We start from the raw sequence: 19,166 nt of genomic DNA, 5'->3' as shown, positions 1-19,166 counted from the left end.
CAGATTTTATTGGGTGGCGAAAGTGCGCCCGCGGAATCCGTTTGAGGGGATCCCGTGGGCAATACGCGGGTGTTTATGCGGCTTCTTGAACGGCCAGAATCGTCAGCAGCCCTTGGGCATGCTCGGCAGCATCCCGGCCCAGGCTGGTCAGATAACCGCCATCGGGTTGAGTGATCAGCTCTTTGTCGAACAGGCGTTGTGCGGCAGCGATGGCTTTCGGGGCAGCGGTCTGATGAATTTTCAGGCCTTCCTGGGAGCTCCCCAGGTTAAAGAGTGCAAGGATTTCCAGTTCGGCAACCAACTCAGGGGTATACGACATAAGGACTCCAGACTTTCTAGGAATTAGACAGTAGCGCCTCTAAGGTGACCGCACTCATGCAGCCTGTCCAGTGTTGACTGAGGGCTTTTTTTGCCCGGGACAGCATCACCCCGTGGGTCGTGCGACAGCGGGGTGGTAAACAGTGTAGTCAGGGTCTGGAGGAATGCCGGGTTGATTGGCACCTCACAGTTGGAACAGGGGTTATTTCTTCTCTGGCGGCAGCTCCGGCAGTGCGCGCAGGGCGGCTTCATACCATTCGGTATTGAACGCGCGGTCTTCTTCGAGGAGTGCGTCGATTTCAACGGCCAGCACATGGGCCATCAGGTTCAAGATTTCTTCACGCTCGTAACCGACCAGGGTCAGTTTGTTGAACGTTGCCTTGGCCGCTGGCGGGTTGTCGCTTTCGATCTGGTTTTCGATCGCTTCGATCAGGGTGGTTTCGGCGAACTCTTCTTCGTCGTTGTCGTTGTCGATATCGGCTGGCTCGCTCATGGCAGGCTCCTCAAGGAAAGGTCGCCAGTTTACCTGCATTCAGCCGTGCGATGCTGCTGGCGAGAGTGCTCCCGACGTTCTATAACAGTCGCTGCCAACCCCCTGCACGGCCTGGAGGCCATGTAATGCTCAAACTTTATGGATTTTCCGTCAGCAACTACTACAACATGGTCAAACACGCGTTGCTGGAGAAGGGCCTGCCCTTTGAGGAAGTAGCGTTTTACGCCGGTCAAAGCCCTGAGGCGCTGGCCATCAGTCCGCGCGGCAAGATTCCGGTGCTGGGTGTCGAGCAAGGTTTCATCAACGAGACCAGCGTGATTCTTCAGTACCTCGAAGACACGCAAACGGGGCCGGCGCTTCTACCCAAAAGACCGTTCGAGCGGGCCCAGGTTCTGGCGCTGGCCAAGGAAATCGAGCTGTACATCGAGCTGCCGGCTCGCGCCTGTTTCCCTGAGGCCTTCTTCGGCATGTCAGTGCCGGAAGCGATCAAGGAAAAAGCCAAGGCCGAGCTGTTGTTGGGGATTGCATCGCTGGGACGTCACGGCAAGTTTGCGCCGTACGTGGCGGGCGAAACACTGAGCGTGGCGGATTTGTACTTTCTGTACAGCGTCAGCATAGCCTGTGCGGTTGGCCATAAGCTCTTCGATCTGGATCTGCTGGCCGAGCTGCCAGCGGCCAAGGCATTGCTTGAACAATTGCAGCAGACACCGCATGCCAAGCGCATCGCGGCAGACAAGGAAGCGGCGATGCCAGGGTTTTTGGCGATGATCAGCGCCAAGAAGTAAGTCTTGTAGTGATCTGAAGTCAGTCATCGCGAGCAGGCTCGCTCCCACAAGGATCACGCTGAACCTGTGGGAGCGAGCCTGCTCGCGATGCTTTTGATTGCTTAACGGCTGGCCAGAAGCGCCTGGCCGCGAGCCACGGCAGCCTTGACCTGATTCGGTGCGGTGCCGCCGATATGGTCGCGTGCATTGACCGAGCCTTCCAGGGTCAACACTGCAAACACGTCTTGCTCGATCTGGTCGCTGAACTTGCGCAGTTCTTCCAGGCTCATCTCCGCCAGATCCTTGCCGGTGTCCACGCCGTATTTAACGGCATGGCCAACGATTTCGTGGCAGTCACGGAAGGGCAGGCCACGACGCACCAGGTAGTCGGCAAGGTCGGTGGCGGTGGAGAAACCACGCAATGCTGCTTCACGCATCATGGCGTGTTTGGGCTTGATCGCTGGAATCATGTCGGCAAAGGCCCGCAACGAATCACGCAGCGTATCGGCGGCGTCGAACAGCGGCTCCTTGTCCTCCTGGTTGTCCTTGTTGTAAGCCAGAGGCTGGCCTTTCATCAAGGTCAGCAGGCCCATCAGCGCGCCGAACACTCGACCGCTCTTGCCGCGAACCAGCTCAGGAACATCAGGGTTTTTCTTTTGCGGCATGATCGAACTGCCGGTGCAGAAACGATCAGGCAAATCGATGAACTGGAATTGTGCGCTGGTCCACAGCACCAGCTCTTCAGAGAAGCGCGACAGGTGCATCATCGCCAGGCTGGCGGCAGCGCAGAATTCGATAGCGAAGTCGCGATCGGAAACGTTGTCCAGCGAGTTGCCGCCGACGGCGTCGAAGCCCAGCAGCTTGCAGGTCAGTTCGCGATCGATCGGGTAGGTGGTGCCGGCCAGTGCGGCGCTGCCCAACGGCATGCGGTTGGTGCGTTTGCGGCAGTCCACCAGACGCTCGTAATCGCGGCTGAGCATTTCGAACCAGGCCAGCAGGTGATGCCCGAAGGTCACGGGTTGTGCGGTTTGCAGGTGGGTGAAGCCGGGCATGATGGTGCCGGCTTCGCGCTCGGCCTGTTCCAGCAGGCCTTTTTGCAGGCGGGTAATTTCCGCCAGGATCAGGTCGATCTCATCACGCAGCCACAGACGGATATCGGTCGCCACCTGATCGTTACGGCTACGACCGGTGTGCAATTTCTTGCCGGTGACACCGATGCGGTCTGTCAGGCGGGCTTCGATGTTCATGTGCACATCTTCCAGGTCGATGCGCCAGTCGAACGTGCCGGCTTCGATTTCGCTCTGGATGGTCTTCAGACCGTCGATGATGCTGTCGCGCTCGGCGTCGGTCAGGACGCCGACTTTGGCCAGCATCGTGGCGTGTGCAATCGAGCCCATGATGTCGTGGCGATAGAGGCGCTGGTCGAATGTGACGGAGGCGGTGAAGCGGGCGACAAAGGCGTCGACGGGCTCACTGAAGCGGCCGCCCCAGGACTGATTGGTCTTGTCAGTGCTCATGAATTCGCTCGTGATTTGCTGAAGGAAAATGGCGTGAAAAGTTGCTGCGGATAATAACAGGGTTGCCAATCCTGTCGTTGACACTGGTCGGTACGTTTTTTATTTCTCCAGGAGACTCCTGGCACCTTGCCGTTGAGCCCGCGTGCGCAGAGACTTGGTTTGTGGCGGATTGCCACCTTGGTGGTCAATCCGTATCTGAGCGGGAACGCGATACCGACCCTTGCGGGCTGTTCCGGGCAAATCTGGCGAGCCTGGAAGGCTGATGTTTTGGCGTGACGGGCTTGCGCTGACAAAACGATATTTGTCGATTGGGCAATGTCGTCTTGGCGAGCGTCTACAGTTGGACTAGAGGGTAGGCGCAGCAGATGATTTGCCTGTCGCGCAACTGACCTTGCAACCGTTCCTGGAAAAGGCTCTGATCCGCTCTGATCCGAGGAGTCGCACCGCGAACCGGGGACGATGCGGTCAGAGTAGAAGCCAGCTATAAAGAGGAAGTGTTCGTATTGTGTATCAGCAATTCCTACGACGATGCCGCGCCAGAACGGGCTTGGAGCGGTAATCAGCGGACACTGGTAAATATAGGTGCCCGACCCGAGGCACTTTTTGGCCCTCGCGCTAGTCTTAGCGTGGATCGCCGTGACGGATGTCACGTCACCTGTCTACGCTATCCTTGTGCGAGACTCACGCAGGAATCCAGCGCAATATGAATGTCCTGATCGTTGATGACGAACCCCTGGCCCGAGAGAGACTGAGCCGTATGGTCAGCGAGCTCGAGGGTTACAGTGTCCTGGAGCCGAGCGCCACCAATGGCGAAGAGGCTCTGGCCCTGATTGACAGTCTTAAGCCGGATGTCGTGTTGCTGGACATCCGGATGCCTGGCCTCGACGGCTTGCAAGTGGCCGCCAGGCTGTGCGAGCGTGAGACGCCACCTGCGGTGGTGTTTTGCACTGCCCATGACGAGTTTGCCCTAGAGGCTTTTCAGGTCAGTGAGGTGAGGTATCTGGTCAAGCCAGTACGCGCCGAGCTTCTGCTCGAAGCGCTGAAAAAGGCTGAGCGACCCAACCGCATCCAGCTTGCAGCCCTGACCCGTCCGGCTGCAGAAAGTGGTAATGGTCCGCGCAGCCACATCAGCGCACGAACCCGAAAAGGCATCGAGCTGATCCCGCTGAATCAGGTTGTCTATTTCATTGCCGATCACAAGTATGTGACCTTGCGCCATGAAGGTGGCGAAGTTCTGTTGGATGAACCGCTGAAAGCCCTCGAAGACGAGTTTGGCGAGCGTTTCGTGCGCATCCACCGCAACGCGCTGGTGGCCCGCGAGCGAATCGAACGCCTGCAGCGCACACCTCTTGGACATTTTCAGCTGTATCTCAAAGGCCTCAACGGCGATGCCCTGATCGTCAGCCGACGACATGTAGCCGGCGTGCGCAAAATGATGCAACAGCTTTAGCCCGGCGCTTGCGCACGGATTTCACACCCTATCTCCGGGTATACAAGGCCAGGGAGGTCGCGCAGACTCTGATTCAAGTCAAAGCTGATTTGGCTGAGCTGTTATTATCTGCCGTATCTATTCAGTACGGATTGATCCATGTCCTCTCGCGAAATCCGCATCGCTACCCGCAAAAGTGCTCTGGCCTTGTGGCAGGCCGAATACGTCAAAGCTCGTCTGGAAGAGGCTCATCCTGGCTTGCTCGTGACGTTGGTGCCCATGGTCAGTCGCGGCGACAAGCTGCTCGACTCACCGCTGTCGAAAATTGGCGGCAAGGGCCTGTTCGTCAAAGAGCTGGAAACCGCCCTGCTCGGGCATGAAGCCGACATCGCCGTGCACTCGATGAAAGACGTGCCGATGGACTTCCCTGAAGGCCTCGGTCTGTATTGCATCTGCGAGCGCGAAGACCCGCGCGATGCATTTGTCTCCAATACCTACGCCAGTCTTGATGACTTGCCCAACGGTAGTGTGGTTGGTACCTCAAGCCTGCGTCGCCAGGCTCAGTTGCTGGCCCGCCGACCTGACCTGAAAATCCGATTCCTGCGCGGCAACGTCAACACGCGTCTGGCCAAGCTGGATGCCGGTGAGTACGACGCAATCATTCTGGCGGCCGCCGGTTTGATTCGCCTGGGCTTTGAAGATCGCATCAGATCCTCGATCAGTGTCGACGACAGCCTGCCGGCGGGCGGTCAGGGTGCAGTCGGTATTGAATGCCGCAGCGCCGATACCGAAATACATGCCCTGCTCGCGCCTCTGCATCACCAGGACACGGCCATTCGGGTCACGGCTGAGCGTGCTCTTAACAAGCACCTGAATGGCGGCTGCCAAGTGCCGATCGCCTGCTACGCGGTGCTTGAAGGCGAGCAGATCTGGTTGCGCGGCCTGGTCGGCGACCCAAGCGGTGGTCTGCTGCTGAGCGCCGAGGCCCGAGGCCCGCAAAGCGCGGCGCAGGCACTGGGCGTGCAAGTGGCTGAAGACCTCCTGGCCCAGGGGGCCGATGCCATTCTGCAAGCGGTCTACGGCGAGGCTGGCGAAGAGTGAAGGGTTGGCGTCTGCTGCTGACCCGGCCGACGGATGAGTCAGCAGCGCTGGCGGCAATCCTGACTGAAGCCGGTGTTTTCAGCAGCAGCTTGCCGTTGCTGGAAATCGAGGCGCTGCCGGTCTCTGGCACACAGCGCGCCAGGATTCTCGACCTGGATCTCTACTGTGCGGTGATTGTCGTCAGTAAACCTGCTGCCCGGTTGGGGGTGGATCTGGTCGACCAGTATTGGCCGCAGCCACCGATCCAGCGCTGGTTCAGCGTGGGCGCGGCCACCGCGCAAATTCTGACCGATTACGGTCTTGATGTGAGCAATCCCCAGGCGGGAGATGACAGCGAAGCATTGCTTGAACTGCCACAGTTGCGCGAGGCTATCTCGCGGCCTGACGCGCGGGTGTTGATCCTCAGGGGCGAGGGCGGGCGTGAGCTGCTGGCTGAGCGTTTACGCGAGCAAGGTGTTAGTGTCGATTATCTGGAGCTTTATCGTCGCTGCCTGCCGCAGTATGCCCCCGCAGCGTTGCCTGCGCGGATTGCCTCGGAACGCCTGAACGGCCTGGTGGTCAGCAGTGGGCAGGGTTTTGTGCACCTGCACCAATTGGCAGGCACAGCCTGGCCCGAGTTGGCGCGGTTGCCGTTGTTTGTTCCAAGCCCTCGGGTCGCTGAGATGGCGCGAGCTGCCGGGGCCAGAAAAGTTGTGGATTGTCGTGGTGCCAGTGCCGCGGCATTGCTAACGGCGTTACGGGAGCACCCCGTACCCGTTCTCTAACGCAAAGGATGGATACGTGAGCGAAACAACCTTGCCTAAAGATGATATCCAGCCTGCGCTCGACGCGCCGACTGAAGCTGCGACCATTGCCCCGCAACGCCGAGGCAATGGGTTGGTGATACTGGCCTTGTTGTTGGGGGCTGCGGGCGTTGCCGCTGGCGGTTGGGGGATTTGGCAGGTTCGCAACCTGCAAGCCAATAACCAGCAGCAGCTTGGGCAGTTGCAGGCGCTCGGCGATCAGGCTCAAACCCTCAAACTCAGCGAACAGCGTCTGACGGCGCAGTTGGAGCAATTGCCTGCTGCCGAGGAGCTGGAAAGTCGGCGACGCTTGGTGGCTCAGTTGCAAGGCGATCAGCAGCGCTTGAGTCAGCGACTGGAAACCGTGTTAGGCGCCAGCCGCAAGGACTGGCGCCTGGCCGAAGCCGAGCACCTGCTGCGTCTGGCCAGCCTTCGCCTGTCGGCGTTGCAAGATATCAGCAGCGCCCAGGCGTTGGTGCAAGGCGCCGACGAGATCCTGCGCGAACAGAATGACCCCGCATCCTTCGCCGCCCGTGAGCAGTTGGCAAAAAGCCTTGCGGCGCTGCGCAGTACTGAACAGCCGGACCGTACCGGGTTGTTTCTGCAACTGGGAGCCTTGCGTGATCAGGTGGTCGAACTCAGCGCATTGGCGCCTGAGTATCAGAACCGCGGCGATTCGCTGTCGGGCCTGACTTCTGATGGCGACGGCGCCAGTCGCTGGACGCAGTGGTGGGATGAAATCTCGCGTTATATCCGTATCGACTTCAATGCCGACAAGAGCATTCGGCCGCTGCTCGCGGGGCAGAGCCTGACCCAGGTACGTCTGGCCCTCAGCCTGGCTCTCGAGCAGGCGCAATGGGCTGCGCTGAATGGGCAGGCACCGGTATATACCCAGGCATTGGCTGAGGCCCGGGATGTTCTCAAGAGCAGCTTCAGCCAGGACAACCCGCAAAGCAAAGTGATGCTTGAGCGCGTCGCCGAGTTGAGCAAGCAGCCGGTTACGGTGACCACCCCTGATCTGACGACGACTTTAGGCACGGTCCAGGCCTACCTCGAGCGTCGGAGTCTGAGTGCCGAAGAGTCGCTGAAGACTTCCGCCAAGCCTGCCGCGAATACTGTGCAGGAGACCAGCCCATGAAGCGTCTCTATGTGATTGTGTTCGTGGTCATCGCCGCTGCGGCGTTGCTGGGGCTGGCGATCGCCGAGCACGCAGGCTATGTCCTGATTGCCTACAAGAGTTTTCGCTATGAGTCGAGCCTGTGGGCGACCCTGGCGCTGCTGGCAGTCATCTGGCTGGTGGTCTGGGGGATAAACATGCTGGTCGGGTTGGTGACAACGTCCGGTGGCGTGGTCAATCCATGGTCGCGCCGCAACCGTAGTCGCCGTGTGCAACTGGCGATCGAGCATGGCCAGATGGACCTCGCTGAAGGGCGCTGGGCCAGCGCTCAGCGGCACTTGCATCGTGCCGCCGAAGCCGAGCGTCAGCCATTACTGTACTACCTCGGCGCTGCGCGAGCGGCGAACGAGCAGGGTCTTTATGACGAAAGCGACAGCCTGCTGGAGCGGGCCCTTGAGCGCCAGCCTCAGGCCGAGTTGGCGATTGCCTTGAGCCACGCACAGCTGCAGACCGACCGCAATGATACGCAAGGCGCGCTCGTCACACTGCAAGCCATGCATGAGCGCCATCCGCGCAGCATTCAGGTCCTGCGCCAGTTGCAGCGCCTGCATCAGCAGCGGGGCGATTGGTCGGCGCTGATCCGTCTGTTGCCGGAACTACGCAAAGACAAGGTTCTGCCCCCTGGCGAATTGGCCGAACTGGAGCGCAGAGCCTGGGGTGAAAATCTCACTTTGGCAGCTCGGCGGGAAGAAGATGGCGCGGTTGGTTTGCAATCGCTCAATCGGGCCTGGGAACAACTGTCTTCCGCTCAGCGCCAGGAGCCGCAACTGGTGCTGGCGTACGCCGAACAGCTGCGCCAACTGGGTGCAGAATTTGAGGCCGAAGAGATTCTGCGTGGTGCGCTCAAGCGCAAATACGACAGCCATCTGGCCCGGCTCTATGGGCTGCTTCGTGGCCGCGATCCTGCGCGGCAATTGCAATTCGCCGAGGGTTGGTTGAAAGATCACCCGGCGGATTCAAGTCTGCTGCTGACCCTTGGTCGCCTTTGCCTGCAGAGCAGTCTGTGGGGTAAGGCGCGTGATTATCTGGAGAGCAGTTTGCGAGTACAGCGTAATCCAGAGGCCTGTGCCGAACTTGCACGCTTGCTGGCTCAATTGGGTGACACCGAGCGCAGCAATCAGCTCTTTCAAGAGGGCCTGGGTCTTTTGGACAAGCGCTTACTGGCCTCACCTCTGCCAGTTCCGGCTCAGGTGTAAGACGCACCACGCACGGCTGGCTCTGGCGCCAAGGGGGCCAGCCGTTCAGAGACGCTGGAATTTCTGCGCATGAATGTCCGTGATGGCAGCGTCTTACATGGAGCTACACCCAATCCTCTCTTTTCTGCCGGGAATTCCTTACAGTCTTGAGGAAGTGTCCGCTACGACCTGTCTTGAAAGGGTTGAGCGCTTTCCTCTACCGTAACTGCCTGTCTCTTCTGTTACGGATAAGCCATGCTTTTGGCCTCTTCACGATCCTTGTTCTTCATGGCTTTCATTGCAGGTGCTCTGGCCTTGAGCGCTTCGTTGTATCTGGAGTATGCGGTCGGGCTCCAACTTTGCTCGTTGAGTATGGTGCAGCGGTTTTTTCTGATGGTGTTCGCGGGTATTTGCCTGATCGCAGCCGTGCATGGGCCAAAACGGTCGGGTTGTTGTGTGTACTGGTTGTTGAGCATCTTCAGTTGTCTGGGCGGGCTGGTCACCGCATGGCGCCATGTATTGCTGCAAGATGCCCCCCCGGTACGGTGGCTGGAGTGTTCTCCCGGCCTTGAGTACATGCTTGGAAATATGTCTTGGTGGTATGTCTTGAAGCGGGTCTTTCAGGGAACGGCAGACTGCACACAAATCACATGGACGCTGTTCGATATGAGCATCCCCGAATGGAGCCTGCTGTTCTTCGTCGGGATGACGATTCTGGGCGTTGTTCAGCTGCTGCACCTCTTGCGTTTTACCTGCCGGACAGCGGCCAGGTAATGATCGTCCTGGTGCGATGTGTTCGAGATTAAACGCTTGTATGAACTTTATCTCCTGCGTACCTTGAAGCCGATGTCGTGCGGGCATAATCTGGCCCGCAAGTGTTATTGGAATTATGTTGTTCAGTGGCGCTCTGCTTGGCCGAATCTTGATCTTTCAAGTCTTGCGGCGGGTGTAGGGCGGTACGACCCATAAGGGAAGAGAGATCACCATGCTCGAAAGTTGTCAGAATGCTCAGGAACGCTGGGGTGGAGTGCATCTGCTGATCGATCGCTGGTTGCAGGAGCGTCACGAACTGGTTCGGGCCTACGATGCTCTCGGCGCCAAGCCAGAAGCGCTGGGCGAGAACCGAAAGCCGTTGCAGGAGTTCTGCGGAGTTCTGGTCGATTACGTTTCGGCCGGGCATTTCGAGATCTACGAACAGCTGACCGGCGAAGCCAAAGCGTTTGGTGACAAACGTGGGCTGGAGTTGGCCGAGACGATTTATCCCCGTATCGATGTGATCACCGAAAAATTGTTGGCGTTCAATGATCTCTGTGACGCGGGAAAATGCGTTGCGGAAAAATTCCAAGAGTTGGGCGGTCTGTTGCATGAACGCTTCGAACTGGAAGACTGCCTGATCGAAGTGCTGCACACGGCTCACAAAGAAGAGGCTCCGGCTCAGGCCTGAGTTTCGCTTCAGCAAAAAAGATCTCCAAAACGGTGCGCTATGCGCGCCGTTTTTCGTTTGTGCTGCTGCTCAGTCAGTGGCGCCGAGCAACTCGATTTCGAAGACGAGTGGTGTAAAGGGCGCAATCAGGTCGCCCGCTCCGTCGGCACCGTATGCCTGGGCTGATGGAATGACCAATCGCCACTTCGCGCCGGTAGGCATCTGTTGCAATGCGCTGCGCCATCCGTTGATCACGCTATCAAGGCGAAACCACTGCGGCTGATTGTTCTGATCGAACACTGTGCCGTCGGGCAGGCGACCGATATAGCGAACCTGGACCTTGCCGTTTGGTCCTGCCTTTGGACCGTTGCCAGGCATCAACTCGGTCAGCAGAACTCCATCCGCCAACTCGCGAACACCGGGCTTGGCTTTTTCAGCTGAAAGAAACCGATGCTCCTCCTGGAGGGCAATTTCGCTTTGCGGTAGCGCCGATTTCTCTGTGACTTGAGCTTCGTGCTCCGTAAGGATCTGTTCGATTCGCTCCTCTTTGAGGGCTAACGGCTTGCCTTGATAGGCCTGTTGCAGGCCATCCACCAACGCTTGAATGTCAAGATCGGGAACCTCTTGACGCAGGCGTTCGCCGAGGCTGGCACCGAGACTGTAAGCGAGATCGTGGGAGTCATTTTCTTTGATTTTTTCAGCAGCCTGAGCCAAAGAAAAAAACACGCATAACGATAAAAAAAGATAACGCGACATGGGCGCTCTCCGGCCTGAGATGCGATGGATTATGCCAGCGTGAACGCGCTGATGACTGAGCAACTTTCAAGGGTGTGAAGAACATTTTCAATTCGCTGCAACGTAGAGCATTCGATACTGTCAACATGCCCTAGCGGCGGTAGCAGCAGAGGTCTAGTATGAGCCGCAGTCACGTCAGCCAGGAGGTAAACCATGTCGGCCAATAAGAAGCCTGTAAATACTCCGTTGCACTTACTTCAACAGCTCTCGGGCAGTCTGCTCGAACATTTGGAAAACGCTTGTTCCCAAGCCTTGGCTGATGCTGAAAAACTGCTCGCCAAACTGGAAAAGCAGCGCGGAAAAGCGCAGGAAAAACTGCACAAATCTCGTACCAAATTGCAGGACGCTGCGACGGCCGGAAAGGCCAAGGCGCAAGCCAAAGCCAAGGACGCAGTGACGGAGCTTGAAGATTTGCTTGATGCGCTCAAGGATCGTCAATCCGAAACCCGCACCTACATTCTTCAACTCAAGCGCGATGCCCAGGAAAGCCTGAAGCTGGCCCAGGGTGTTGGTCGCGTGAAAGACGCTGTCAGCAAAGCGTTGACCCTGCGCTCCGCCAAGCCTGCCGCTGCCCCGGCGAAGCAGCCAGCGGCCAAACCGGTTGCAGCTAAAGCGCCGGCCAAGGCACCTGCCAAAGCCGCTGCAAAACCTGCTGTGAAAAAAACAGTTGCAGCCAGCGCTGCCAAACCAGCCGCTAAATCGACTGCTGCGAAACCTGCCGCTGCCAAGCCAGCAGCTGCAAGAATGGCTGCAGCTAAACCTGCTGCCGCGAAAGCGACTGCTGCAAAACCGGCGGCCAGACCGGCTGCTGCTAAAACCGCTGCTGCCAAACCTGCCGCCAAGCCTGCTGCTGCAAAAGCAGTCGCGGCTAAAGCGCCTGCCAAAGCTGCAGCTAAACCGGCAGCCAAACCTGCCGCTTCGGCAGCCGCAAAACCGGCTGCTGCCAAGCCTGCCGCCAAGCCTGCGGCACCGAAAGCCACAGCCAAGCCTGCCGCCAAGCCGGCTGCAAAACCAGCCGTGAAAAAGCCGGTCGCGGCCGCTAAACCGGCAACGGCTCCAGCTGTGGCCAAGCCAGCGATGCAAGCTCCAGTCACGTCGCCATCACCGACTGCGAGCACTCCAGCAGCCTCTCCTGCTGCAGCACCAGCAGCCTCAGCGAGCGTCACCACCTCAACCAGCGCGTCCTAAGCGCCGGTTACCGCGACGCGCAGTTTATTTAGCGCGTCGCGGTTCAGGTTGGCGGCTTGCGGCGCCAGTCCTTCCAGCCAGGCTGTTAAATCCTTTGCTTCATCTTCTGGCCAATCTCGCGCCGTTGTCTCCAGACGCAACAACAGTTGCCGTTCCGCTTCGAGCTCCAGCGCTTTGACGCGCTCGCGCAGAATATTCAGTTGCACATCCTGAAGGGCCATTGAGCGCCATTGCATACGCAGTTGCCTGAGTGGTTGCACAACATCGCCATGCCACGGTCCGGCCAGTTGATGCAGCTGCTGCAGGCGTTGTGCATTGCACGCCACGTTTCGCTGGCCCAGCCAGACCGCGCACAGCAGCAGGCAGACATTGGCGCCTGCCGCTTGCAGTTCCAGGCACGCGCTTTCGACGCCGGGCCTGGCGTAGGTCGTGAGGGTGGAGCTCCACAGGTCAGAGGACATATTCCTACTCGCGCCAGTTGCGAGCGAAGCTGGTAGACTCCGCCGCCATTATGATTCGACTTCAAAGCCTAACATTACAGCGTGGTCCGCAACGTCTGCTAGAAGACGCCGAGCTGACCCTGCACGCCGGCCACAAAGCCGGCCTGATCGGTGCCAACGGTGCCGGTAAATCCAGCTTGTTCGCTTTGCTTCAGGGTGAATTGACCCCTGATTCGGGCGACTGCTTCCTGCCGGCGGACTGGCGTATCGCCCACATGCGCCAGGAGGTCGATACCCTTGAACGGGTGGCGGTCGACTACGTGCTCGATGGCGACCTGCGCTTGCGACAGGTGCAGCGTGAGCTGGCGGATGCCGAAGCGGCCCATGACGGTGCCGCTCAGGCGCGTCTGCATGCCGAACTGGACAGCGCCGACGGTTACACCGCAGACGCCCGGGCGCGAAAGCTGCTCGCGGGTCTAGGGTTCACCAACGAGCAGATGGATCGCCAGGTTGGCGATTTCTCCGGTGGCTGGCGAATGCGCCTGAACCTGGCGCAGGCACTGATGTGTCCGTCGGACCTGCTGCTGCTCGACGAACCGACCAACCACTTGGACCTCGACGCCATTCTGTGGCTGGAAGACTGGCTCAAAAGTTACCCCGGCACTTTGCTGCTGATCTCCCACGACCGCGACTTCCTCGATGCCGTGGTCGACCATGTGGCCCACGTTGATCAACGCAAGATCACCCTCTATCGTGGTGGTTACAGTGCTTTCGAACGCGCCCGCGCCGAACGTCTGGCTCAGCAACAGCAAGCCTACGAGAAGCAGCAGGCACAACGTGCGCACATGGAAAGCTACATCGCGCGATTCAAGGCCCAGGCCACCAAGGCCCGTCAGGCCCAGAGCCGGATCAAGGCCCTGGAGCGCATGGAAGAGTTGTCCGCGGCCCACGTTGATTCTCCATTCGATTTCGTTTTCCGCGAGTCGGTAAAAATCTCCAGTCCGTTGCTTGATCTCTCTGACGCCCGCTTGGGTTACGGCGAGAAGACCGTGCTGGAAAAGGTCAAACTGCAACTCACTCCGGGAGCTCGTATCGGCCTGCTCGGTCCGAACGGCGCGGGTAAGTCGACGCTGATCAAGAACCTTTCCGGTGAGCTGGAGCCTTTGGCTGGTCGCCTGGTGCGCGGTGAGAACCTGGTGGTGGGCTACTTCGCTCAGCATCAGCTGGACTCGCTCGATGCCAAGGCCAGCCCGCTGTTGCATTTGCAGCGTCTGGCGCCAACCGAGCGCGAACAGACCTTGCGTGACTTCCTCGGTGGTTTCGACTTCCGCGGTGCACGCATCGATGAGCCGGTGCTGAATTTCTCCGGGGGCGAGAAGGCCCGTCTGGCGCTGGCGTTGATCGCCTGGGGTCGACCTAACCTGTTATTGCTCGACGAACCGACCAACCACCTCGACCTGGAAATGCGTCTGGCGCTGACCATGGCTTTGCAGGAGTTCAGTGGTGCGGTGCTGGTGGTTTCCCACGATCGGCATTTGCTGAAAAGCACCACCGATGAGTTCCTGCTGGTTGCCGATGGCAAGGTTCAGGAGTTCGACGGCGATCTGGAAGACTACGCTCGCTGGCTGATTGACTACCGTCTGCGCAATGCGCCGGTCAACAACACGCCGGTCAATGCCGACAAAACCGACAAGAAAGCCCAGCGCCAGGCCGCTGCCGCGTTGCGTCAGCAACTGGCGCCGCATAAGCGTGAAGCCGATAAGCTTGAAGCTGAGTTGGGCAAGCTCCACGAAAAACTCGCCAGGATCGAAACCAGCCTCGGTGATAGCGCGGTCTATGAGGCCTCGCGCAAGGATGAGCTGCGCGATCTATTGGCTGAGCAAGCCAGGCTGAAGGTGCGTGAAGCCGAGCTGGAGGATAACTGGATGCAAGCCCTGGAGCTGCTTGAGAGCATGCAGGCGGAGCTGGAGGCGCTGTCCTGATGGGAGCGTTCCAGCTCCCGTTGTCTGCGGTCTGGGTCGAGCCGCTGTGGCTTGGCGGGCAAATTCTGCTGATCCTGCTGGCCGGTTATCTGGCCCAGCGTTTTGTGGCCAAATGCCTGACTCGTCTGGGCGAGCGCTACCCATTCCCGCCGCAGTTGCTGATGCCGCTGCGTGGAGGTTTGCGCTGGCTGATCATGGGCAGCGCGCTGATCCTTGTGCTGGAGCGCCTTGGCGTCTCGGCGACGGTGCTCTGGACTGCCTTGTCGGGGTTTGTCGCGGTGGCTGCGGTGGCGTTCTTCGCCATGTGGAGCGTACTTTCCAACCTGCTCTGCGCGATTCTGATTTTCACCGTTGGGCCGTTTCGCTTGGGCGATGTGGTCGAACTGGTGGACACCACCGACAAGCCAGGCGTCAAGGGCCGGGTGGTGGCGATCAATCTGCTTTACACCACGTTGATCGAGTCGGCTGAAGCCGGCAATGGCAGCGCGATGGTGCAAGTCCCCAACAGTCTGTTCTTCCAGCGCTCCGTGCGCCGCTGGCGTGGCAGTGATGTGTTGCCGTCGAACTCAGGCGAAAAGTAGCCGAGCAACCTCTAGCCGCTGCCCAAGGCTGCCGCAAGGCGCTGCGCTGGCCATCTGTCCTGCAAAAAATCGATAGTCATTCGCCAGAAGGCGCATTAGCTTAGACACCTATAACGAGTCTGAGTGAGGTGTGCGATGGTGCTTGAAACATGGCTGGCGTTTTTTGCCGCCTGCTGGGTGATCAGTCTTTCTCCTGGCGCTGGCGCCATTGCGTCGATGTCCTGCGGTTTGCAGTACGGTTTCTGGCGCGGATACTGGAACGCTCTGGGCCTGCAATTGGGGCTGGCGATGCAGATTGCGATTGTTGCCGCCGGTGTCGGTGCAATTCTCGCGGCCTCGGCCACGGCCTTCTATGCGATCAAATGGTTTGGTGTGGCCTATCTGGTCTACCTGGCGGTCAAGCAATGGCGGGCGCTGCCGAGCAACATGAGTGACGATGCGGCGATTCGGGCGATCGGCAAACCGCTGGCCCTGGTATTCCGTGGCTTTCTGGTGAATGTCAGCAATCCCAAGGCGCTGGTATTCATGCTCGCGGTGTTGCCACAGTTCATCGACCCGCACGCGCCGCTGGTGGGGCAGTACATGATCCTGGGCGTGACCATGATCATTGTCGATTTGATCGTGATGGCGGGTTATACCGGTCTTGCTTCAAAGGTGCTGCGCCTGCTGCGGACACCCAAGCAGCAGCGTCGCATGAATCGCACGTTTGCCGGTTTGTTCATCGGCGCAGCCGGGTTGTTGGCGACCATTCGCCGCGCCGCGACTTAAAAACTCAGCTCACAAGAAAGGCGACCTCTTGAGGTCGCCTTTTTCGTTTGGGGCTTAGCGCAGAATGACTGGCGCCGTATCCCGCGGCAGGTTGTTTTGCAATGGAGCTTGCCCTGGCTGCCCGTAACGGGGGCCACCCAGTTGTTCGCTCAACTGGCGGGCCACATCTTCACCCAGCGACCTGGACACATCGCGAACCACTCGAGGTCGGTTCAGCGAGACTTTGACGTCCTGGCTGTTCACCAGTTTGGTGTCTTGCCCATCGCCCATGGCGGTAAACGCCGAGGTGATTTCGAAGGTCCGGGTGTTGATCAGGCTGAAGTCGGCGACAAGGCTCAGGCCGAGAATCGCCGAATAGCTGTCGGTGTTGGCCAGCGAGGTAATATCACGGGTGAAGTCAATATCCGACAAGGTGCCGAACAACACGTAGTCGGCGCCCTTGTAGTTACCGGCCTTGATCCGTTTGATCACGTCGTAGACGTCTTCCCTGGACTTGGCGGTGTGCGGCGTACCTTGCACCAACTGGAACATCCCGGACTTGAGAATCTCGCCCTTGATATCGCCGGTGAATTTGCGCAGCTCACCCTGCTCGATATAACTGCTGCTGGCTTCGATCTCGTTGTAACTCGACGAACCGCTGGCGTGGTAGACGCCTGCCTGGTAGTTGTTCTGCGCCGAAACGACGTGGATGTATTGCTCCACCCGCTCCTGATAGGCGAGGTCGGTGACCGCGATTTTCGGGGCCGCCTGAACGCCAAAGGCGCAGGCCAGGCCGATGATGCCAATCCATGCACGCATTGCTTAACGCTCCGTGGTTTTGCGAATCTCTTTCTCGTCCATCCACTCGGCCAGACCGCTTTCGACGTCGATCAATTGCAGGCTGAATTTGTAGAAGACGTCCTTGTAATCGCTGCTGCGCTTGACGATCGAGCTGATCGAACCTTCAAGACGGTATTTGGCGGCGATCATGTTGCCGGTCTTGGCCACGGTGCCTTTTTTGTACAGGCCACTCTGGTTTTGCAGCTTGAGCTGGTCAACCTGGCTCTGCATGGCGGTGTTGTCGCTGGCGAAGCGGGCGGTGCCGGACTTCATCAGCTGAGTCTTGATGCTGGTGGTGATTTCACGGGTATCGATGTACTCGCTGGTTTTGTTCTTCACGTCGTAAACCTGTACCACCGGACGCCCCTGCAGGATCCCGGACTGGGCCAGGGAGCGGGTCATGGTTTCGGCGATCATCTGCAAGTCGGTGGAACCGAACTCGTTGGTTACCAGCTCTACAGCCTTGCTGTCGCCGTAAGCGATGTTTTTTCCGCCCAGAACCGGAGAATTATTGTTGGCGCAACCGCTGGCCAGAAGGGCGATAACGGCGAGGAACGAAAAGCGTGCAAACATGGGAATGCTCTCTAAAGCTGAACGAAACGGGTGGATGACTTAAGGCGTTTTGATTTCCAGACGGAAATCCACAGCTTTCGCCACAGGGGCAATGGCCGGCAGAAAGCTGGTTTGCGTGCCGTAAAGGGTCAGGCTTTTCCAGGTTTCTTCTTCACCGATCGGGAAGCCTTCTGGTCCCAGCCAGGCGAAACGGTAGTACATGGTCTTGTTGTTGAAGCTGGTGTTGCTCAGCTGAACGTTGACGGTCAGAAAGCCATTTTCGCGAGCGACACGCATGGCGCCGACCACGATGTTGTTCAGCTTGCCCATGGTCACGACTTTGCTCGCCGCGCTGCCGGGTTCCGGCGGTGGGGTGGCGCAACCGGCCAGCAGGGCCAGTGCGACGACAGCAATGATTTTGAAGCGCATGAAAGACTCTCTGCTTAAGGTTGTTTGAGGCTGGCCACGGCCTGCGGATTGGCAGCAGGTGTTACATGGGCAGCGATGCCACTGGTGAACACCTGATGACCTACGACACGCAGGGTGATGACTTGATAGTGTTGATCGACTTTGACCATCACCTGAGAGCCGCCAAGGGCGTTGGGCAGACTCACCAGATGCTCGCCTTTCTTGAGGCGCAGGCGCGTGACCTGGGTAGCGTCAGGGAGGGTGCGCCAGGTACGGGTATCGGCACCTTCCATCACTGTCGAAGTGATACCCAAGGCCAGGCCGGCCAGCGGGTTGACGTCGTTCAACTGCTTTTGTGCAACGCCGCGGGTAACGGCACGCACAGTGGTGCGCAGAATGATCCCCGGCATATCGTCACGCAGGGCGCGACGGGACATGGCGGTGGTGCTGTTGAGTGGTGTCAGGTTCTGTTGCTGGCCGTCCACGCCGATCTGGGCGAAGGTCGCGGTCGAGGTGTCCGGCTTGATCACCGGGAACGACAGGGGAGTGATGACCAGATTGCCACTGATCGGTAATGGCAGCGGGATGCGGATGGAGTCGCGGGCGGGCGCCAGGCCGCTTTGCACGACGATCAGGATGTCGCTTTCTTCGGTCTTGCCGGCCGCTTTGTCGAGGTTCAGCAACGCTTGTTCAAGTAGCGGGGTATTGGGGCGCAATTCTGCGGCTTTACGATAGCCCGGAGCGGCGAGGTCTTTTTCACCCAGAGCTTCGTAGATGAAACCGGCCAGGTAATGGCTGAAAGCACTCTGGTAGCTGTTCTTCAGATTGACTACCTCTGGTGCATCGAGGCTTTCCACCGGATACCCCTTGAGGTCTTTGTACTCGGTCTTGACCCCCTGCTTCCCGGCTTCGTCTTCGCGCTTGAGGTATTCCTTGTCGCGCAGTTCGGCGATGACTGCTTCACGTTCGTGGGTCTTCTTGATTTCGGTGCGGGCGCCGTCGAAGTCGTTGACGGCCAGCAAATTCAGCGCCATCTGGGTGGTCAGCATGACTTTTTCGTAGTCATAACCTTCGTAGCGACGGACCTTGTCGTTGACCAGAAAGCTGCCGAACTGGGACAGGTACTTGCCGGTATCGAGCTTGACCGAATCTTCCCAGGCCCCCACCACCTGATCGGCGCTTTTCCATGCGGTCTGGCTACCGGCCAAATCGCCTTTGGCACGCAACAGTTCACCTTTCTCGAAGTAATAGAGCAGGTCTTTGTCTTCGCTGCGGTTGTTCTTTTCCAGCAAGGTCAGTGCGGCATCGACGTTACCGGTGCTCAACTGCTGGTTGGTTTCCTGAAGCTCGGTGTCGTAGCTGCGCAATGCCGTACAACCGGCAAGCAAAGTGACTGCGCTGAGCGCGAGCGAAGTGAGGGCGCGGGATGCCATTTGGAATACTTCTTCCCTGAA

Annotated in this window: 21 protein-coding genes and 1 pseudogene; 13 read left to right on the top strand and 9 right to left on the bottom strand. The window is 58.9% G+C overall.

All coding sequences use genetic code 11. From position 1 onward, the window contains the following. Window positions 1–73: 73 nt before the first annotated feature. Together AC07UI_RS01860 and AC07UI_RS01855 are read right to left on the bottom strand one after the other, a co-directional pair. The gene (locus tag AC07UI_RS01860; RefSeq protein WP_494990857.1) at window positions 74–319 is read right to left on the bottom strand and encodes a TIGR02647 family protein; all 246 of its coding nucleotides are present in this window, start codon (window positions 317–319) and stop codon (window positions 74–76) included. A gap of 201 nt (window positions 320–520) precedes the next feature. Continuing rightward, window positions 521–811, bottom strand: coding sequence for a hypothetical protein (locus tag AC07UI_RS01855; protein ID WP_494990856.1), 291 nt, complete (start codon window positions 809–811; stop codon window positions 521–523). A 125-nt stretch (window positions 812–936) separates the two neighbouring features. Here AC07UI_RS01855 and AC07UI_RS01850 point away from each other — a divergent pair, with 125 nt between their 5' ends. Next, entirely contained in the window at window positions 937–1,596 is a 660-nt protein-coding gene (locus tag AC07UI_RS01850; protein ID WP_494990855.1) for a glutathione S-transferase family protein, read from the top strand. A gap of 101 nt (window positions 1,597–1,697) precedes the next feature. Here the strand turns inward: AC07UI_RS01850 and argH are convergent, their stop codons facing one another. Next, on the bottom strand, window positions 1,698–3,092 hold the full coding sequence (gene argH, locus AC07UI_RS01845; RefSeq protein WP_494990854.1) for an argininosuccinate lyase: 1,395 nt from the start codon (window positions 3,090–3,092) through the stop codon (window positions 1,698–1,700). A gap of 215 nt (window positions 3,093–3,307) precedes the next feature. On the opposite strand from argH, the pseudogene AC07UI_RS01840 reads away from it, so the two are divergent. From AC07UI_RS01840 to rsd, 8 genes and pseudogenes are all read left to right on the top strand, one after another. Further along, a pseudogene (locus AC07UI_RS01840) lies at window positions 3,308–3,799 on the top strand (sensor histidine kinase); the annotation flags it as partial. Continuing rightward, window positions 3,796–4,542, top strand: coding sequence for a LytR/AlgR family response regulator transcription factor (locus AC07UI_RS01835; RefSeq protein ID WP_494990853.1), 747 nt, complete (start codon window positions 3,796–3,798; stop codon window positions 4,540–4,542). The pseudogene AC07UI_RS01840 and the gene AC07UI_RS01835, both read left to right, overlap by 4 nt. 138 nt (window positions 4,543–4,680) lie before the next feature. Beyond that, a complete protein-coding gene (gene hemC, locus AC07UI_RS01830; protein ID WP_494990852.1) occupies window positions 4,681–5,622 on the top strand; it encodes a hydroxymethylbilane synthase in 942 nt (313 codons plus the stop codon). Continuing rightward, window positions 5,619–6,386, top strand: coding sequence for a uroporphyrinogen-III synthase (locus AC07UI_RS01825; protein WP_494990851.1), 768 nt, complete (start codon window positions 5,619–5,621; stop codon window positions 6,384–6,386). Before hemC ends, AC07UI_RS01825 begins: the two co-directional genes overlap by 4 nt. 16 nt (window positions 6,387–6,402) lie before the next feature. Continuing rightward, a complete protein-coding gene (locus tag AC07UI_RS01820) occupies window positions 6,403–7,542 on the top strand; it encodes a uroporphyrinogen-III C-methyltransferase (RefSeq protein ID WP_494990850.1) in 1,140 nt (379 codons plus the stop codon). Further along, window positions 7,539–8,777: a heme biosynthesis protein HemY gene (locus AC07UI_RS01815; RefSeq protein ID WP_494990849.1), complete on the top strand. Its 1,239-nt coding sequence runs from the start codon at window positions 7,539–7,541 to the stop codon at window positions 8,775–8,777. The genes AC07UI_RS01820 and AC07UI_RS01815 overlap by 4 nt, the downstream gene beginning before the upstream one ends. A 234-nt stretch (window positions 8,778–9,011) precedes the next feature. Beyond that, window positions 9,012–9,530, top strand: coding sequence for a disulfide bond formation protein B (locus AC07UI_RS01810; RefSeq protein ID WP_494990848.1), 519 nt, complete (start codon window positions 9,012–9,014; stop codon window positions 9,528–9,530). Between the two features lie 211 nt (window positions 9,531–9,741). Then, a complete protein-coding gene (gene rsd / locus AC07UI_RS01805) occupies window positions 9,742–10,200 on the top strand; it encodes a sigma D regulator (protein ID WP_494990847.1) in 459 nt (152 codons plus the stop codon). Between the two features lie 69 nt (window positions 10,201–10,269). Here rsd and AC07UI_RS01800 read toward each other — a convergent pair whose 3' ends face one another. Next, on the bottom strand, window positions 10,270–10,935 hold the full coding sequence (locus AC07UI_RS01800; protein ID WP_494991179.1) for an FKBP-type peptidyl-prolyl cis-trans isomerase: 666 nt from the start codon (window positions 10,933–10,935) through the stop codon (window positions 10,270–10,272). 192 nt (window positions 10,936–11,127) lie between these two features. Here AC07UI_RS01800 and AC07UI_RS01795 point away from each other — a divergent pair, with 192 nt between their 5' ends. Next, window positions 11,128–12,162: an AlgP family protein gene (locus AC07UI_RS01795; RefSeq protein ID WP_494990846.1), complete on the top strand. Its 1,035-nt coding sequence runs from the start codon at window positions 11,128–11,130 to the stop codon at window positions 12,160–12,162. Here AC07UI_RS01795 and AC07UI_RS01790 read toward each other — a convergent pair. Further along, window positions 12,159–12,623 carry a TIGR02444 family protein gene (locus AC07UI_RS01790; protein WP_494990845.1) on the bottom strand — a complete coding sequence of 155 codons (465 nt, stop codon included), beginning with the start codon at window positions 12,621–12,623 and terminating at the stop codon, window positions 12,159–12,161. The genes AC07UI_RS01795 and AC07UI_RS01790 overlap by 4 nt on opposite strands. Before the next feature lie 50 nt (window positions 12,624–12,673). On the opposite strand from AC07UI_RS01790, the gene AC07UI_RS01785 reads away from it, so the two are divergent. From AC07UI_RS01785 to AC07UI_RS01775, 3 genes are all read left to right on the top strand, one after another. After that, window positions 12,674–14,584 carry an ATP-binding cassette domain-containing protein gene (locus AC07UI_RS01785; protein ID WP_494990844.1) on the top strand — a complete coding sequence of 637 codons (1,911 nt, stop codon included), beginning with the start codon at window positions 12,674–12,676 and terminating at the stop codon, window positions 14,582–14,584. Then, window positions 14,584–15,165, top strand: a complete 582-nt coding sequence (locus AC07UI_RS01780; RefSeq protein ID WP_494990843.1) for a mechanosensitive ion channel domain-containing protein — start codon at window positions 14,584–14,586, stop codon at window positions 15,163–15,165. The genes AC07UI_RS01785 and AC07UI_RS01780 overlap by 1 nt, the downstream gene beginning before the upstream one ends. A gap of 135 nt (window positions 15,166–15,300) precedes the next feature. Continuing rightward, entirely contained in the window at window positions 15,301–15,933 is a 633-nt protein-coding gene (locus AC07UI_RS01775) for a LysE family transporter (RefSeq protein ID WP_494990842.1), read from the top strand. Window positions 15,934–15,987: 54 nt separating this feature from the next. On the opposite strand, the gene AC07UI_RS01770 is transcribed toward AC07UI_RS01775, so the two are convergent. From AC07UI_RS01770 to AC07UI_RS01755, 4 genes are read right to left on the bottom strand one after another with little or no spacing between them, the layout of a single operon-like run. After that, a complete protein-coding gene (locus tag AC07UI_RS01770) occupies window positions 15,988–16,731 on the bottom strand; it encodes a penicillin-binding protein activator LpoB (RefSeq protein ID WP_494990841.1) in 744 nt (247 codons plus the stop codon). A gap of 3 nt (window positions 16,732–16,734) precedes the next feature. Further along, entirely contained in the window at window positions 16,735–17,325 is a 591-nt protein-coding gene (gene lpoB, locus AC07UI_RS01765; protein WP_494990840.1) for a penicillin-binding protein activator LpoB, read from the bottom strand. Window positions 17,326–17,364: 39 nt separating this feature from the next. Beyond that, window positions 17,365–17,733, bottom strand: coding sequence for a YcfL family putative periplasmic lipoprotein (locus tag AC07UI_RS01760; protein ID WP_494990839.1), 369 nt, complete (start codon window positions 17,731–17,733; stop codon window positions 17,365–17,367). A 14-nt stretch (window positions 17,734–17,747) separates the two neighbouring features. Continuing rightward, complete coding sequence (locus tag AC07UI_RS01755) at window positions 17,748–19,145, bottom strand: COG3014 family protein (protein ID WP_494990838.1); 1,398 nt, start codon at window positions 19,143–19,145, stop codon at window positions 17,748–17,750. Between the last annotated feature and the right edge of the window lie 21 nt (window positions 19,146–19,166).

Source organism: Pseudomonas sp. GW821-FHT04C07, from assembly GCF_059420325.1.
The sequence above is the reverse complement of the archived record's forward strand: the minus strand, read 5'-3'. Positions and strand labels throughout refer to the sequence as shown.

Excerpts from the sequence above, each read along its gene's own strand:
- AC07UI_RS01860 (WP_494990857.1), bottom strand. The coding sequence starts at position 319 with ATGTCGTATACCCCTGAGTTGGTTGCCGAACTGGAAATCCTTGCACTC.
- AC07UI_RS01855 (WP_494990856.1), bottom strand. The coding sequence starts at position 811 with ATGAGCGAGCCAGCCGATATCGACAACGACAACGACGAAGAAGAGTTC.
- AC07UI_RS01850 (WP_494990855.1), top strand. The coding sequence starts at position 937 with ATGCTCAAACTTTATGGATTTTCCGTCAGCAACTACTACAACATGGTC.
- argH (WP_494990854.1), bottom strand. The coding sequence starts at position 3,092 with ATGAGCACTGACAAGACCAATCAGTCCTGGGGCGGCCGCTTCAGTGAG.
- AC07UI_RS01835 (WP_494990853.1), top strand. The coding sequence starts at position 3,796 with ATGAATGTCCTGATCGTTGATGACGAACCCCTGGCCCGAGAGAGACTG.
- hemC (WP_494990852.1), top strand. The coding sequence starts at position 4,681 with ATGTCCTCTCGCGAAATCCGCATCGCTACCCGCAAAAGTGCTCTGGCC.
- AC07UI_RS01815 (WP_494990849.1), top strand. The coding sequence starts at position 7,539 with ATGAAGCGTCTCTATGTGATTGTGTTCGTGGTCATCGCCGCTGCGGCG.
- AC07UI_RS01810 (WP_494990848.1), top strand. The coding sequence starts at position 9,012 with ATGCTTTTGGCCTCTTCACGATCCTTGTTCTTCATGGCTTTCATTGCA.
- rsd (WP_494990847.1), top strand. The coding sequence starts at position 9,742 with ATGCTCGAAAGTTGTCAGAATGCTCAGGAACGCTGGGGTGGAGTGCAT.
- AC07UI_RS01800 (WP_494991179.1), bottom strand. The coding sequence starts at position 10,935 with ATGTCGCGTTATCTTTTTTTATCGTTATGCGTGTTTTTTTCTTTGGCT.
- AC07UI_RS01795 (WP_494990846.1), top strand. The coding sequence starts at position 11,128 with ATGTCGGCCAATAAGAAGCCTGTAAATACTCCGTTGCACTTACTTCAA.
- AC07UI_RS01790 (WP_494990845.1), bottom strand. The coding sequence starts at position 12,623 with ATGTCCTCTGACCTGTGGAGCTCCACCCTCACGACCTACGCCAGGCCC.
- AC07UI_RS01785 (WP_494990844.1), top strand. The coding sequence starts at position 12,674 with ATGATTCGACTTCAAAGCCTAACATTACAGCGTGGTCCGCAACGTCTG.
- AC07UI_RS01780 (WP_494990843.1), top strand. The coding sequence starts at position 14,584 with ATGGGAGCGTTCCAGCTCCCGTTGTCTGCGGTCTGGGTCGAGCCGCTG.
- AC07UI_RS01775 (WP_494990842.1), top strand. The coding sequence starts at position 15,301 with ATGGTGCTTGAAACATGGCTGGCGTTTTTTGCCGCCTGCTGGGTGATC.
- AC07UI_RS01770 (WP_494990841.1), bottom strand. The coding sequence starts at position 16,731 with ATGCGTGCATGGATTGGCATCATCGGCCTGGCCTGCGCCTTTGGCGTT.
- lpoB (WP_494990840.1), bottom strand. The coding sequence starts at position 17,325 with ATGTTTGCACGCTTTTCGTTCCTCGCCGTTATCGCCCTTCTGGCCAGC.
- AC07UI_RS01760 (WP_494990839.1), bottom strand. The coding sequence starts at position 17,733 with ATGCGCTTCAAAATCATTGCTGTCGTCGCACTGGCCCTGCTGGCCGGT.
- AC07UI_RS01755 (WP_494990838.1), bottom strand. The coding sequence starts at position 19,145 with ATGGCATCCCGCGCCCTCACTTCGCTCGCGCTCAGCGCAGTCACTTTG.